Raw genomic sequence first — 15,235 nt, 5'->3', positions numbered from 1 at the left:
TAACAATATACTGCAGGGAAATGACCTTTAATTACAATAAATTAACAAAAGATCTCAGAAACATGCATTGACTTTAAAGAAAATTATGGTATTTTATTACATAGGAGTTGACATCCTCTGACAGGCCCCTTAGAAAACCCCACTATTTAAATCTTCCATTAATCTACTCTTAATGTTCCATCTTTGTATTTTTTTGCACTCTATATGTTCCTGTGATCGTACTCATGATTTTTTTGGTGTGGATATCCCATTATGATTCAGACTGTCTACTCATTTTAGATTACATATTTACACTTTTTTTGCTTTCCATGCTTGTATTTTTCAAAAAATCAGGTCAGCGGGAGGACGAATGATTATGAATACTTTCGAAACACTGGAGTCCAATGTAAGGTCCTATTGCAGAAGTTTTCCAGTTGTTTTCAACAAGGCGAAAAACGATGTATTGTACACGGAGGCAGGGGAGAGCTATATTGACTTTTTTGCCGGGGCAGGAGCTCTAAACTACGGGCATAATAATGACTTTATGAAAAATCGGTTACTAGATTATCTAACCTCCGATCGGATTATGCATGGTCTCGATATGTACACCACGGCCAAGCAAGAGTTTATAGAGTCTTTTTCCGAACGTATTCTCCAGCCTAAGGGCTTGAATTATAAGCTTCAATTTTGCGGACCGACGGGAACGAATGCGGTGGAAGCAGCACTGAAACTTGCGCGTAAAGTGAAAAAAAGAAACGGTGTTTTTGCTTTTATGGGCGCGTTCCACGGTATGTCGTTGGGTAGTCTATCTATTACCAGCAACACCTCCATGCGAGAGAGCGCAGGAGTCCCGCTGAATAATGTTACCTTTATACCTTATAACAGCACGTTTAATGGAATGGATACCATTTTGTATATGGAACAGCTTTTAACAGACACTCATTCCGGTGTGGAAAAGCCTGCTGCGATTATTTTAGAGACAGTACAAGCTGAAGGTGGTATTAATATCGCAGATAACGAATGGCTGCGTGATTTGCGACAGTTGTGCGATGATCATGATATTTTGCTCATCGTTGACGACATTCAGGTCGGTTGCGGCCGAGTTGGTTCGTTCTTCTCGTTTGAGCGAGCAGGAGTTGTTCCTGATATGGTTGTCCTGTCCAAGTCGATCAGTGGATACGGTCTGCCAATGTCTTTGCTGCTGCTTAAGCCAGAACTGGATATTTGGAGTCCAGGTGAACATAACGGCACCTTCCGTGGAAATCAGCTAGCATTTGTCGGAGCAAAGGCAGCGCTGGAGTTCAGAGACACAGTAGAACTGGAAGCTCAAGTAAAGGAAAAAGAGGCTTTTGTTCAGCAGTTTTTGCGTGAACATATCCAAACGATGGATCCGCTTATTAAAATTCGCGGTTTGGGACTAATCTGGGGAATTGATGTGACCCATCTGGGAGAAGCTTTCGCCAAGGAAGTAGCTACCCTCTGCTTCCGTAAGGGACTTATTATTGAGCGAGCTGGGCGTAACGATACGGTACTTAAAATTATGCCAGCGTTAACGATAACTTTGGAAAACTTGAGTAAGGGCTGCAACATTATTAAAGAAAGCATGGCTCAGGTAACCAGCAACTTAGTTACACTGTAAATTGTAATTCCATCAGCAAAGCCCCTTGGCTGGAGCCGCCATCTGCTGCAAGGCAAGCAGGCGCGACACCTTCCAAGGGGTATTTTGCAAAAATTAAGAAATAACCGCTTGCACGTATTTTTGTGCAGATTGCTCCAACTGCTCGTCTGTCAAAACGGCTGCACCATACTGCACGAAATAAGGGAGCAACTTCACACCAATCATATGGCTTGTAGCTTCAAAAGGTCTCAACAGTTCTTCGATCGTGTACCTGTTTCGTCCACCATGTTGATAGTTTTCCTCCACGCTGGCAGCAGACAAGGCGATCAATAACTCTTTGCCCTGTAGCTTGCCACCCTCGCTTCCATAAGCCCAGCCGTAGGTTAAAACCTTATCCAGCCATTTTTTCAGCAGGGAAGGACTGCTATACCAGTAAAAAGGGAATTGCAGAACAATGCGGTCATGCTGCTCTAGCAGTTTCTGTTCATGGGCAACGTTGATTTGCTCATCCGGGTATACCTCATACAAGTTGTGAACCGTCACATTGGATTGCTTCTCAAGTTCTTGCATCCATCTTTTGTTAATGCGAGACTCTGCCAGATCAGGGTGAACAACAATAACGAGTGTTGACATGTAAAAACCATCTCCCCAAAGCTTATTTTTCGTAAGTAAATAACCATTCTGCGTGTACCCATTTTAGTTTTAACCCATAAAATTGTCAACTCTTCTCAATTTTATGTTCTACATACAAAAAAACTCCGACAATCTATGCCGGAGTTGCATTAAATGCATTTTTACATTAAGCGATATGGTTAAGAGCAACAATTTTATTTTTACCGGAGCGCTTGGCTTGATACAAATAGTCGTCTGTCTCCTGAAAAAATACATCTTTGTCTTTATTCATATCTTCGGTGTAGCTTTTTAATCCAATGCTTACGGTTACAGAAACGATTTGCATTTTCTCCTGAAAGGTCATCTTCTCCACTTCACGTCGAATGTTCTCTACAATCTGATAAGCTTCCTCAAAAGTATGCTCGAACATTAAAATAGCGAACTCCTCACCGCCATAGCGGGCGGGAATGTCATTTGCTGTAATCTGCTCCGTAATAATTTGTGAGATGCCTTCCAAAATTTTATCTCCAAACTGATGTCCGTAAGTGTCATTGATTTTCTTGAAATTATCAATGTCCACTAACGCCAGATGGATGATCGCGCCTTGTTCGGCATATTCCAGTGCTTTTTCATAAAAGTTTTGGAAGGACAAATGATTGTACAGCTTCGTCAAACCATCGGTCATGGACATTTTGCTGATAATCGCGTTGCTGATCATTAACTCCTGCTGAGCACGCTTGGTTTGGTATAAATCCACTAACAAATCGCGGCCGCTGGCCTGGATAATGAGGGCAATAAAGGTAGACATAATCAAAAATGTTGGAATCGCCACGATATCAAATTCTGACAAATAGCTGCGGAATGACTCATCTATTGCTAGCAACAGAAAAAAGACGATCACTTGCAATACAAAAGAAAGCCATATTAAGCGACGATTGAAGAACAGGATCGAAGAGAAAATAGGCAACAAGCACAACGCTGGAATAATCCGGATATCATAGTTTAAGCGAATAATCATCCAACAAATGACGGTACTTGCCATAAACAGAATTTCAAAAGAAAACCTGTTAAATTTAAAATGGGCGAGTTCTGCAAGTAAGTTGGATCCACACATGATTAGCGTGGGAACAATCAGGGTGCCCACGTAAAATTCATAAGGCGAAGCGGGATAATCAAAGAATAGGTAGCTGCCCAGCTGGACAATAAAATGTACAGCTACAATTGTCCAGTAAAGTAATAGCATTTTGCGAACCCAGCGGGCTTGCTTTGTTTTGTAATCCATAGATTGAGTAAGCCGTTTTGTCTTGTTCATGATGTCACCACACTTAATGTATCATTAGCCATTCTCGTATTATAAGATACTATGTAGTGAAGTTGAAGCTAATTTTTTTGAAGGGTGTGAACTCGTTAGCCCAGCAACACTTTTACCTGGTGAATAGTTTCATCCCCTGCAACTGGCAGATTATTATTCGTTAGAACAGTGCCGTCTACAGTAACAGTAGCTACACCTTTGGAGACATGTTGCGGATTCGTGATATGAATCACATAGGTGTCGCCACGGAAAACGCGGGTGATTGTGAACTCGTTCCAGGATTTGGGGATACACGGATCAATAAGCAGACCATCCCATCCGGCTGAATACCGAGAATGGATTGAGTAATAGCTATAAAATTCCAGGCCGCAGTACCTGTTAGCCAGGAATTTTTGGCTGCGCCTTCACGAATGGCGTCCTTGCCCGCAATCATTTGAGCATACACATATGGCTCGGTACGATGAATGTCGCTGATGTCCTCCAGATAAGCGGGAGCAATTTTGCTATATAGCTCGAAAGCGCGATCCCCGCGCCCTATGACAGCTTCGGCCATCATAATCCAGGGGTTATTGTGGCAGAAAATCCCTGCATTTTCCTTATATCCAGGAGGGTAGGAGGAGATTTCACCCAGATTAATATAGTAGCGGGAATAAGCGGCACGATCCATATCCCCGTCAAAGGAAACCTGTTCGTCCAGTATGCCAAAGTCTCCGGTTTCTTTGATATACGCTGAGGTACCGACAATAAGCCATAGCGGATCATCGTTAAAGCCACCGCCAACCTCGTGGTTTCCTTTTTTGGTTAACGGTTGGTACTGATGATATGCTCCGCCGTTTTCAAACTGAGTAGAGGCAATGTCGATAATCCGTTTCCTTGCCCGCTCCGGTATTTGGTGGACGAAGCCGAGTAGGTCTTGATTTGAATTCCGAAAGCCCATGCCACGTCCAATACCAGATTCAAAATACGAAGCCGAACGTGACATATTAAATGTAACCATACATGGATACGGGTTCCAGATGTCTACCATTCGGTTCAGCTTGTCGTCGTGACTTTGAAGAGTGTACTTGGACAGTAGATCGTTCCAATAGCTTCGCAGCTCATTCAACGCATGTTCCACACTATATTCAAAGACATACAGCAGTTCTTCCTTAAGAAAGACATTTCCTGCCTTATGAAAAATGTGCTTTAATTCGTTAACCTTCTTTTCGAATTTGCAAAATATTTAAAATGGGTAAATATACCTTCCCATGTTAAGATAAAAAAGTTAGGACTTTGTAAGGCAGGAGGTTGCAAGAATGGCACCCATCACATTATTTTTCATCCCGTATGCAGGCGGATCGGCATCAGTTAGCTTCAAATGGAAAAAGCTGCTGCTTCCGCATATTAAACTTGTCCCTTTGGAATTAGCGGGTCGAGGTATTCGCTCTGGTGAACCGCTAAAGGATAGCATTGAGGAGATGAGCGAGGATCTGCTGCGCCAAATCAGCCAAGAGTTAGTCCCTGGTGATCCTTATGCTATATATGGTCACAGCATGGGAACAATGATTGCATTTGAGTTGTACTACAAGTTGTTGGCTGGAGGATATGGGGAGCCGGCTCATCTATTTGTTTCGGGTGGACGAGCACCACATATCCCAAGAAATCTCCCGTGGTTACATGATCTGCCCGCAGATCAGTTTAGAACGCATTTGCGACGGTACGGCCAGCTTTCAGAAGCCATTTTTGACAATCAGGAATTGTATGACTATTTTATGCCAGTATTAAGAGCAGATTTTAAAGCTGTTGAGATGTATAAGTACATGGATAAAGCCGTGCCTTTACATTGCCCTATCACCGCCTTGACAGGACTGACCGACAACACGGTGGCCTTACAAGATGCGGAGGCCTGGGCACAACATACGGATCAGCAGTTTCGTGTGTTTACCTTTGAGGGAGGACACTTTTTTATTCATGATGAAGTAGAACGAATTACAGACATCATCAATGATTCTTTGGAGCTGAGTGCGGTGATTAGTAGAATACAAAACTAAAAGAGGTGATTTTTAGTGACAGTAGGTGTATTGGCACATTTGTTTGGGAAGTTGCCTTATCGCGAGTTGGCTGCAAAGGTAGGCGCAGCGGGCTTTACTCATGTTCAGCTCGCTCCGTGGAGAGCAATCAGTGATGTCGATTTTAATAAACCTGGCAAGTTCAATCCCGGATTGGCATTGTCTATCGCAGAGGAATTTCGTAAGCACGGAGTATCGATATCGGTACTCGGGTGCTATCTGCATTTTTTTGTACAGGATGAGGAATTGTTACGTGAAAATGTAGAACGCTTCAAAGAGCTGATCCGATATGCGGGCCTACTAGGAGCACCCATGGTTGCAGCTGAAGTCGGACGCAATGAGGATGGCGCCCCTTATTCGGAACGAGACTGGAGAGTTGTAAAAGAAGTTGTGCGAGAATTAGCAGACGAGGCAGAGAAATGGGGAGTGTTCGTAGGATTGGAAGCTGCTAACGATCATTTGGTCGGAACAGCAGCAGAGCTGGCTACCTTTCTGGAGGAAGTACCGTCTTCACACATTGGCGTTGTGATTGATCCGGGTAATTTGTTAAAAACGGAAAACTTGGCTCGACAGGATGAGATCATCCGCGAAGCTTTTCAGCTACTGGGACCTCGGATTATCGCAGCACATGCCAAAGACCGGCGTTTGTCATCATCAGGTGAGATCGAGACCGTACCGCCGGGTTTTGGTGACATGAACTATGGTCTATATATGGAACTGCTGGAGCAGTACAAGCCAGGGGTTCATATTATTATGGAAGCTGCGCAGGAGCATGAGATGGCTCAATCCAAACGCTATATCGAAGGTCACAGGCTCGCGGCTCAGAAAGCACAGCAAGTGCCAACGAAATCATAAATTCTTTCAGACCCATCAATAATTCGGCAATGATTCAGAAGACTTGGAAGCGCCTACTTTTCCAAGTCTCTGATATAAAACCTTGTTTAGCCTTGCATTACCGCTACAATCACAATGACCCAGCTTGCCAAAAAAGCCAGTCCGCCAATCGGAGTGATGGCTCCAAGCTTTTTCACACCAGACACACTAAGGACATACAGACTGCCGGAAAACAGGAGAATGCCCACCAGCATAACCCAACCTGCGGTTACAATAAGAGAAGAATGAACCAGGTTGCCTGCAAGTACTCCCAGCAGCAACAAACCCAAACCGTGGGCAATTTGATATTGAATTCCTGTCTGGAATATGCTCATCATGTCTGTGGAAAGTCTTTTTTTCAACGCATGCGCCCCGAACGCTCCCAGAGCTACAGCTAAAAACATCATGATACAACCAAGCAACAGTAACACTTTCATGATTTAACGCCTCCTTGTGAAATAGTACCGATTCCGCTCGATTTCGTCAATTTTCCTTGTGCGACTCTAAACATATAGAATTTCTCGACTCTCATTTGGCGACTAGTGTGGTATATTCTTGCCAGGGCCAATGTGAAGCATTTGGAGCTATGGACAGCGTGTCCTCCACCTTTATAACGGGAAAGTGAGGTGATGACGCTGTCTTTTTGTGCTGTCGTTTTTCGGAACCAAATATTAAGTAAAGCTAAAATTGATAATGGAGAGGATGAATGCAAAGGTGATCAGTAGAAAATCTGTATTCAAAAAATCTGTCTCTATAGTCATGTCAGCCATTTTGGTCCTTCCGTTAAGCTTGGGCTTATTTCAGGCCGAACCCGACCGTGCATCAGCCGCAACCCTTGAATCGACACGCTTTCTGCAAATGTATAAACAACTGAAAGACCCGGCTAGCGGTTACTTTTCAAAAGAAGGTATCCCTTATCATTCCGTTGAAACCCTGATGAGTGAGGCTCCTGACTATGGACACTTAACGACCTCGGAAGCATACAGCTACTGGATGTGGCTGGAAGTTCTCTATGGTCATTATACCGGGGATTGGGGTCATTTGGAATCGGCATGGGACAACATGGAGAAATATATCATCCCGGTCAATGAAGGTGACGGCAAGGAAGAGCAGCCTACAATGAATAACTATAACCCGAACAGCCCTGCTACTTATGCCGCAGAATACCCGCAGCCTGATCAATATCCAAGCCGTCTGAGTGGCCAATATGGCGCCGGCAAGGACCCACTGGACGCTGAACTGAAGGCAACCTATGGCAACAACCAGACCTACCTGATGCATTGGCTGCTGGATGTAGACAATTGGTATGGTTTTGGCAATTTGCTGAATCCGTCGCATACAGCGACCTATGTGAACACTTTCCAGCGTGGGGAACAGGAATCGGTCTGGGAGGCCGTACCGCATCCATCGCAGGATAATCATAAGTTTGGCAAGCCTAATGAAGGATTTATGAGCCTGTTCACCAAGGAAAATAATGCTCCTGCACAGCAATGGCGTTACACGAATGCCACGGATGCGGACGCACGGGCGGTTCAGGCGATGTACTGGGCAAAAGAACTAGGGTATGACAACCAGGTATATTTGGACAAAGCGAAAAAGATGGGAGACTTCTTGCGTTACGGCATGTACGATAAATACTTCCAAAAAATAGGAAGCGCTTCCAATGGAAGTCCGATTGCTGGTACAGGTAAGGATGCCAGTCTGTATCTAATGGCTTGGTATACGGCTTGGGGCGGCGGACTGGGTCAAAATGGAAACTGGGCTTGGCGGATTGGAGCCAGCCATGCACATCAGGGTTACCAGAACGTCGTTGCTGCATATGCATTATCCGATAAGGATAGCGGCTTGATCCCAAATTCACCTACGGCAGGACAGGACTGGGCGACTTCGCTCAAGCGGCAATTGGAATTTTATACTTGGCTGCAATCTGATGAGGGGGCCATTGCAGGTGGAGCAACGAATAGCTGGGATGGCGCCTACAAGGCGTATCCGTCTGGTACGAGCACCTTTTATGGCATGGCGTACACAGGGGCTCCTGTATATCAAGATCCACCGTCCAACAACTGGTTTGGGATGCAGGCGTGGCCTGTCGAACGGATCGCGGAGCTGTACTATATTTTAGCCAAGAAAGGTGACACTTCGTCTGAGCAGTTTAAAATGGCAAAACAAGTGACGGAAAACTGGATCGCGTGGTCCAAAAACTATGTATTTGCCAACGAACGGCCAGTAACTGACGCACAGGGATACTATTTGGATGCACAAGGCAAGCGTATTTTGGGTGGCAAAAATCCGAAGGTAGCCACTACAGCAGCTAAAGGTGAGTTCTGGCTGCCGAGCAATCTGGAATGGAGCGGCAAGCCTGAAACCTGGAGTGGATTTGCCAATCATAAAGGGAATGCCAATCTTCATGTAGTAACAAAGAGTCCAGGACAGGATGCAGGAGTGCTGGGCAGTTATGTGAAAGCGCTGACCTTCTTCGCTGTCGGAACAAAAGCTGAAAAAGGGGACTACACCGAGTTAGGCAAGGAAGCCAAAGATCTGTCCAAAGCCTTGCTTGATGCAGCATGGGGCTATAACGACGGCATAGGAATTACAACGAAGGAAGCACGTGAGGAATATTATCGTTATTTTACTAAAGAAGTATATATTCCGAGCGGATGGAGTGGTAAGACTGGGCAAGGCAACACGATCCCAGGCACAGATGCTACACCGTCTGATCCGTCCAAGGGCGGTAATGGTACGTACTCTAGCTATAGCGACATCCGCCCTAATATCACCAAAGATCCGCAGTGGTCCTATCTTAAAGACAAATACACGACTTCATGGAACAAACAGACCAAAAAGTGGGATAAGGGTGCACCTGAGTTTACGTATCACCGTTTCTGGTCCCAAGTAGATATGGCCACTGCTTATGCAGAATATGACCGTCTCATTAATGGCAGTGGACCTGCTGAACCTACAGCTCCCAAAGCTCCGGCAAATGTGAAGGCAAGTGCAGGAGATGCACAAGTTACACTAACCTGGAGCAAAGCGACGGGTGCTGACAGCTACACGGTTAAACGCTCTACAACGAGTGGTGGCCCGTATACGACGGTAGCAACGGTAACTGACGCCACTTACAAGGATACAGGGGTGGTGAATGAAACCACTTATTATTATGTAACAAGTTCAACAAATTCCTTGGGAACGAGTCCGGATTCTGCTGAAGTCAGTGCCAAGCCAACAGCAGCGCCCATTCCGGCAAAGGGAGATGTGGTTGCTCAATACCGTGTGGGCGATACCAACCCGGCAGATAACCAGATTAGACCACTCTTCCGTATCGTAAACAAAGGTAAAGAGGCCATTGATCTGAAAAACGTCAAGCTGAGATACTACTATACTGTGGATGGCGATAAGGCGCAGGAGTTCCACTGTGATTATGCGCAATTAGGCAGCGGCAACGTTCAGGGACGTTTTGTGAAACTGGATAAGGCCGTGAATGGGGCAGACTACTATCTGGAAATTTCCTTTGGAGCTGGTGCTGGAAGTCTGGCAGCAGGGGAAAACACAGGGGATATTCAGATTCGCATGAACAAGGCGGATTGGAGCAATTATAACGAAAGTGACGATTTTTCCTATGATGCAAGCACGAGCTCTTATACGGATTGGGACAAAGCACCTTTGTATATAAACGACAAACGTGTCTGGGGTCTGGAGCCATGATTGTGAACTAAATGTTGGAGCACGGCGGGCGGAGCGTGAGTATGCTTGAATTCACTTCCGTCCGTTTTTTTGTGAACAAATTCATGGTACACTATGATCGTTACATCATTACATATCTGACCGAGGTGACCTGAGACATGAATGACAATTTGGCACAGGCTCTGAATGAGCAAATGAACTTTGAATTTTACTCTGCTCATGTATATCTGGCGATGGCTGCTTATTGCTCCAGTGAAAGTCTGGAGGGGTTTGCAAACTTCTTCCTGGTACAAGCGGAGGAGGAACGGTTTCATGCCATGAAACTGTATAAATATATTAATGACCGTCGAGGACGTGCCACATTGGCAGCATTATCGGAGCCCAAAAATAGCTATGATTCCATGCTGGACGTATTTGAGCATGGCTACAAGCATGAGCAGCAAAACACACAAAAATTTTATCATTTGGCTGACTTGGCCCTTGATGCACGTGAGCATGCAACGATCCATTTCCTGAAATGGTTTATTGATGAGCAAGTCGAGGAAGAAGCTCTGTTCGATAGTGTTATCCAAAAGCTTAAGCGCATTGAAAGAGACAGCAATGCCTTTTATATGCTGGACAGCGAGTTTGCCAAACGCAGCTTTGTTGCCCCTGCGGAATAACACTGCATACAGGTTACGCATGAAATGCCCAGAGACAGAAGACAGCATTCTTTGGGCCTACAAAGTAAAGGAGCCCGGTTTTCGGGCTTTTTTACTTTTATTTTTAATTAATGGAGTTTCCAAGCCTCACAGGGAGATTGTTATTTTAAATGAAGGTATAGAAAAAATTAATTTGTCGCTGAATGGTGAGCATGCTACAGTTAGGTTAACTTTTATATCTTATTAAATAGATAGGATTAGTTGAAAAGTCGTTTGTGTACATTATTACAACACTATAGGGAGGCGGAGGACTATATGAGCGAAATCTATCGTCTTGCACGGCAAGAGGATGCAGAAAGATTGCAGTATGTAACATATGAGGCATATGAAACAATTCGGCAGTTGGAGCTTAAATGGCCAGCCGCTCAGGCAGACGTTGCTCTCATTCAAGAAAACATTAAAAATAATGATTGCTATGTGCTGGAAGTTGATGGTGTCATCCAGGCCACGGTTAGCCATCTGAAAAATAGAGCCCTTAATTTTATAACTGATCTTCCGTTTGTGATGTGGTTTGCCGTAGACCCAGCTGCCCAGGGCAAAGGATATGGAAAAAAACTGCTGAACTGGGTAGAGCAAACGATTATTCGTGATCAGGTCGGAGCTCCTGCAGTGACACTGGCGACTGCGGAAAAACATCCCTATTTATTATCCATGTACGAGCGTTGGGGATATGAACGTATCCATGCTTTTGACCATGGAACGGGGGACGGGACCATGCATTTACTGCGTAAGGTAGTGAATCCTGAACTTTTCTCCACGTACATCCGTGAAAAGAATGAAGCCGAGACGGCTAACCGAAATTAGACCCGGTCACTGGGAACGGAAAACTGGTTCGTTTGCTTGAATGGCTTGTATGACCTTCTCTCATGAAAGCAACCGAAGCAGCGGTGTTTTCGGGTCCATAGCGACTGAGAGAGGGTCTTTGAGTTTTGGATAAATTGACAGAGATACATAAAAAGAGTAACGTAATTGTATGTTTAATTCATATAAATTTAATCGGAATAATGGAATGTGAAGTTGTATAAATTTGTTCATATTAAGGAGGAATTTACTTGAGCAACTCGCAATCTGGCACGACCAAACGCCGTATAACAGCCGAGGATTTATATCGGCTTCACTGGGTTAGCGATCCAGCTGTTCATCCTAAGAGTGGCGCAATCGCTTACGTAGAGCAGTGTATTAATAAAGAGCGGACAGGTTATAACTCGGCTATTTGGCTGTTGCCATTCAAAAGTGAAGCTCCCATACCCTTTACATACGGGCCAAAAGATGAAACGCCTGTCTGGTCACCGGATGGATCACAACTTGCTTTTCTCCGTACGACAGACAACAAGCGTCAGGTATGGATTATTCCAGCACGTGGGGGGGAGGCCAGGCAACTTATACATGTAAAGAGCAACGTTCATTCACTAGCCTGGTCGCCGGACGGAGCATACATATCGTTTGTAGCTAAAACAGCTGAGAATCCGTCAGCCTCTACATCCAATGCAGAAAATCAGAAGGAACAACTTAAGGGACGAATCATTGGTCGGACAAAAGCTAAATCCGACGGTTATGGGCTGTGGGATGATACTCGTGACCACTTGTATGTAACTGACGTGACTTCGGGGCACACGGTTCAACTGACGTCAGGTGCTTATGATGTGGCGGAGCCAGTCTGGTCACCGAATGGCCAACTGCTTTTATTTGTCGCTAGAATAGCCGAGCATTCCAAAGAGGATACGGATTTACGTAAGGAAAATGATTTGTTTACGATAGCTCCTGCGACTTCTAATGGCAATGCGGTAGCTCCGTTTAAGCTGACCCACTCTGAGTTTCAAATCGAGAGTGCCGCTTTCTCCCCCGATGGTACAATGATTGCCTTTTACGGTCATGATCGTAATGCCAAAGACGCTACTCAGACTCGACTGTATACGGTTCCCTCCAGTGGCGGGACGGCAGTATGTATTAGTGAGACGCTTGACGCTCACCTCGGGAATGCAGGTATGAGCGACATGCGTTCACATCTTCATGTAGGCCCACCACGCTTCAGCGCGGACGGTCAATCTCTGTATACGCTGGTGACCATTGAAGGAAATGTGCACGTATATCAGTTTGCGCTTGATGGAACTTATAAAATTTTAACCCAAGGTGAACGGGAAATTTACCAATTTGAGCTTACTTCAGATGAGCAGCATATCATTGCCGCTTCCACGGATGTCGCTTTACCAGGTGATTTGTTCCGGATTGCAATCCATTCCGGAACCGAGGAACGGCTGACACGAGTCAATGATTCTCTGCTTGATGAGATTGAGATCAGTGTGCCTGAGAGCTTTTGGACTGAGGTTGGGGATGGCCGGCGCGTGCAGGGGTGGGTGATGAAGCCTGCTGGTTTTAAGGAGGGGGTAACTTACCCTGCCATTTTGGAAATTCACGGCGGTCCCCATGCTATGTATTCTAATTCCTTTTTTCATGAGTTTCAGTTGCTGGCCGCACAGGGATATGCAGTCATCTACACGAATCCGGGAGGAAGCCGAGGGTACGGGCAATCTTTTACCAATGTTGTCCTTGGGGATTACGGCGGGCGTGACTACACCGATCTACTGAGCGCAGTGGACGAGGCTATACGCCAATTCCCATTCATTGATCCGGAAAGACTTGGTGTCACAGGAGGCAGCTATGGTGGCTTCATGACAAATTGGATTGTCGGACATACAGACCGTTTTCGCGCAGCTGTGACCCAGCGCTCCATATCTAACTGGCTGTCGATGTATGGGGTGAGTGACATAGGATACTCGTTTACTGAAGATGAAGTCGGCGGGAATCCATGGGATGATTTCGAGCTTTTGTGGAGACAATCCCCGCTGGCTTATGTGCAGCAAATCAATACACCACTGCTCATATTGCATGGAGAGCAGGATCTACGTTGCCCTATTGAGCAGGGAGAGCAGCTGTTCACGGCATTGCGCCGTTTAGGGAAGCCCACCCAATTTGTCCGTTTCCCAGCTTCGAGTCACGACCTTTCACGAAAAGGACACCCACAGCTTCGTGTGGAACGACTGCAACGTATTTCCGACTGGTTTGTCCAACATAAAATATAAGTCTCATTCGATTTGTAGTATTTTGGAAAAATGCCAGATCCTAATCCTAGGACTTGGCATTTTTTAATGTATCTTATACATTCCCTTAACCTCATTTAATACTGGTACTGAGTCACGATATACGGTTATCATAGATGAAGATATTATTCATTCATCGCTTTTTGCGCATATTCATATACCAAAGGAGATATACAATGGCTGAGCCCTTAAAAAATATGTACACGGAGGAATTCCTTCGTCTATTCGGTGAAAAAGTACAGGCTGCATACAGTCCGTTCGACATTGACAGATTTATCCGTCAAGTTATGGATGAAGAATGGGATGAGCTGGAGCTAAAAGAGCGAATACGGCGTATTTCATCAACATTAGGAGTATTTTTGCCCAGTAGCTATGAAGAAGCTCTCTGTATTTTATTTGCCATAGATGAGCACTGTAGTGGGTTTCCGTACTTGTTTTTCCCCGATTTTGTAGAGGTATATGGACAGGGAGAAGAGCATTGGGATCTGTCCATGACTGCACTGGAGCGCTTCACATCAAAATCCTCTGCGGAGTTCGCCGTGAGGCCCTTTCTCCTCCGAGAACCAGAACGGATGATGCGGCAGATGACAACCTGGGCAGGACACTCCAGTGAACACGTCCGCCGTCTTGCCAGCGAAGGCTGTCGTCCACGGCTGCCCTGGGGACAAGCGCTGCCTGTCTTCAAACGTGATCCCGCTCCGGTATTAGCCGTGTTGGAATTACTGAAAGCTGATCCATCATTGTATGTACGTAAAAGTGTAGCCAACAACTTGAACGATATTGCCAAGGATCATCCGGATCTCGTCATCGCGACGGCTCAACGATGGAAAGGTGTACATCCTGACACCGACTGGATTGTCCGCCATGGCTGTCGGTCCCTGATTCGCAAATCCATCCCTGAAGTGATGGCCATGTTCGGCTATGCGGATGATACGGATGGGGGGCCGCTGGTTGCAACAGCCTCTTTCACCACAGACCCTGCCGTGTTAAAAATCGGTGATCACTGTGAACTAAGCTATGTGCTTCAGCTTCGAGAAGGTGAACCTGTACGCGTCCGCATCGAGTATGGTATTGACTTTGTAAAGGCGAGAGGACAAGTCTCGCGTAAACTGTTTTTGCTTTCTGACAAAACTGTCCCCGGAGGAACCCGTCTAACGGGGACACGAACACACCGGTTTGCAGACCTGACAACTCGTCGTCACTATGCAGGAGCGCATCGAATCGTGCTGCTAGTAAACGGGCAGGAAGCTGTTTCTACAATAGTAGACATTGAGTTGTAGATTGCAATAGTAGTAAAAGAAAGAGTCTGTATT

The 15,235-nt window shown here is 45.5% G+C and carries 11 protein-coding genes and 1 pseudogene; 8 read left to right on the top strand and 4 right to left on the bottom strand.

Annotated elements, in window-relative coordinates; genetic code table 11:
• The first annotated feature begins 355 nt into the window (after positions 1 to 355).
• Positions 356 to 1,618 (top strand): diaminobutyrate--2-oxoglutarate transaminase, encoded by a 1,263-nt coding sequence (gene ectB, locus ACQQ6X_RS01460; protein ID WP_305167759.1) that lies wholly within the window; start codon positions 356 to 358, stop codon positions 1,616 to 1,618.
• A gap of 93 nt (positions 1,619 to 1,711) precedes the next feature.
• On the opposite strand, the gene ACQQ6X_RS01455 is transcribed toward ectB, so the two are convergent.
• The 3 genes and pseudogenes from ACQQ6X_RS01455 to ACQQ6X_RS01445 form a co-directional block, all read right to left on the bottom strand.
• Positions 1,712 to 2,230 carry an NAD(P)H-dependent oxidoreductase gene (locus tag ACQQ6X_RS01455; RefSeq protein ID WP_305167758.1) on the bottom strand — a complete coding sequence of 173 codons (519 nt, stop codon included), beginning with the start codon at positions 2,228 to 2,230 and terminating at the stop codon, positions 1,712 to 1,714.
• A gap of 166 nt (positions 2,231 to 2,396) precedes the next feature.
• Positions 2,397 to 3,521, bottom strand: a complete 1,125-nt coding sequence (locus ACQQ6X_RS01450) for a GGDEF domain-containing protein (RefSeq protein WP_149033043.1) — start codon at positions 3,519 to 3,521, stop codon at positions 2,397 to 2,399.
• A gap of 95 nt (positions 3,522 to 3,616) precedes the next feature.
• A pseudogene (locus ACQQ6X_RS01445) lies at positions 3,617 to 4,647 on the bottom strand (GH36-type glycosyl hydrolase domain-containing protein); the annotation flags it as partial.
• A gap of 169 nt (positions 4,648 to 4,816) precedes the next feature.
• Here ACQQ6X_RS01445 and ACQQ6X_RS01440 point away from each other — a divergent pair.
• Both ACQQ6X_RS01440 and ACQQ6X_RS01435 read left to right on the top strand, forming a co-directional pair.
• Positions 4,817 to 5,551, top strand: coding sequence for a thioesterase II family protein (locus ACQQ6X_RS01440; RefSeq protein ID WP_305167757.1), 735 nt, complete (start codon positions 4,817 to 4,819; stop codon positions 5,549 to 5,551).
• Positions 5,552 to 5,566: 15 nt separating this feature from the next.
• Complete coding sequence (locus ACQQ6X_RS01435; protein ID WP_063212942.1) at positions 5,567 to 6,424, top strand: sugar phosphate isomerase/epimerase family protein; 858 nt, start codon at positions 5,567 to 5,569, stop codon at positions 6,422 to 6,424.
• A gap of 86 nt (positions 6,425 to 6,510) precedes the next feature.
• Here ACQQ6X_RS01435 and ACQQ6X_RS01430 read toward each other — a convergent pair whose 3' ends face one another.
• On the bottom strand, positions 6,511 to 6,879 hold the full coding sequence (locus ACQQ6X_RS01430) for a DUF423 domain-containing protein (protein WP_142614654.1): 369 nt from the start codon (positions 6,877 to 6,879) through the stop codon (positions 6,511 to 6,513).
• A 277-nt stretch (positions 6,880 to 7,156) separates the two neighbouring features.
• Here ACQQ6X_RS01430 and ACQQ6X_RS01425 point away from each other — a divergent pair, with 277 nt between their 5' ends.
• From ACQQ6X_RS01425 to ACQQ6X_RS01405, 5 genes are all read left to right on the top strand, one after another.
• The gene (locus tag ACQQ6X_RS01425) at positions 7,157 to 10,144 is read left to right on the top strand and encodes a glycoside hydrolase family 48 protein (protein WP_305167756.1); all 2,988 of its coding nucleotides are present in this window, start codon (positions 7,157 to 7,159) and stop codon (positions 10,142 to 10,144) included.
• Between the two features lie 137 nt (positions 10,145 to 10,281).
• Positions 10,282 to 10,785 carry a ferritin gene (locus ACQQ6X_RS01420; RefSeq protein ID WP_305167755.1) on the top strand — a complete coding sequence of 168 codons (504 nt, stop codon included), beginning with the start codon at positions 10,282 to 10,284 and terminating at the stop codon, positions 10,783 to 10,785.
• 294 nt (positions 10,786 to 11,079) lie between these two features.
• The gene (locus tag ACQQ6X_RS01415) at positions 11,080 to 11,628 is read left to right on the top strand and encodes a GNAT family N-acetyltransferase (RefSeq protein WP_063212946.1); all 549 of its coding nucleotides are present in this window, start codon (positions 11,080 to 11,082) and stop codon (positions 11,626 to 11,628) included.
• 248 nt (positions 11,629 to 11,876) lie between these two features.
• Complete coding sequence (locus ACQQ6X_RS01410; protein WP_305167754.1) at positions 11,877 to 13,904, top strand: S9 family peptidase; 2,028 nt, start codon at positions 11,877 to 11,879, stop codon at positions 13,902 to 13,904.
• 194 nt (positions 13,905 to 14,098) lie between these two features.
• Positions 14,099 to 15,202: a hypothetical protein gene (locus tag ACQQ6X_RS01405; protein WP_305167753.1), complete on the top strand. Its 1,104-nt coding sequence runs from the start codon at positions 14,099 to 14,101 to the stop codon at positions 15,200 to 15,202.
• The last annotated feature ends 33 nt before the right edge of the window (positions 15,203 to 15,235 follow it).

This window comes from Paenibacillus ottowii, from assembly GCF_050516475.1.
Lineage (GTDB): Bacteria > Bacillota > Bacilli > Paenibacillales > Paenibacillaceae > Paenibacillus > Paenibacillus ottowii.
The sequence above is the reverse complement of the archived record's forward strand: the minus strand, read 5'-3'. Positions and strand labels throughout refer to the sequence as shown.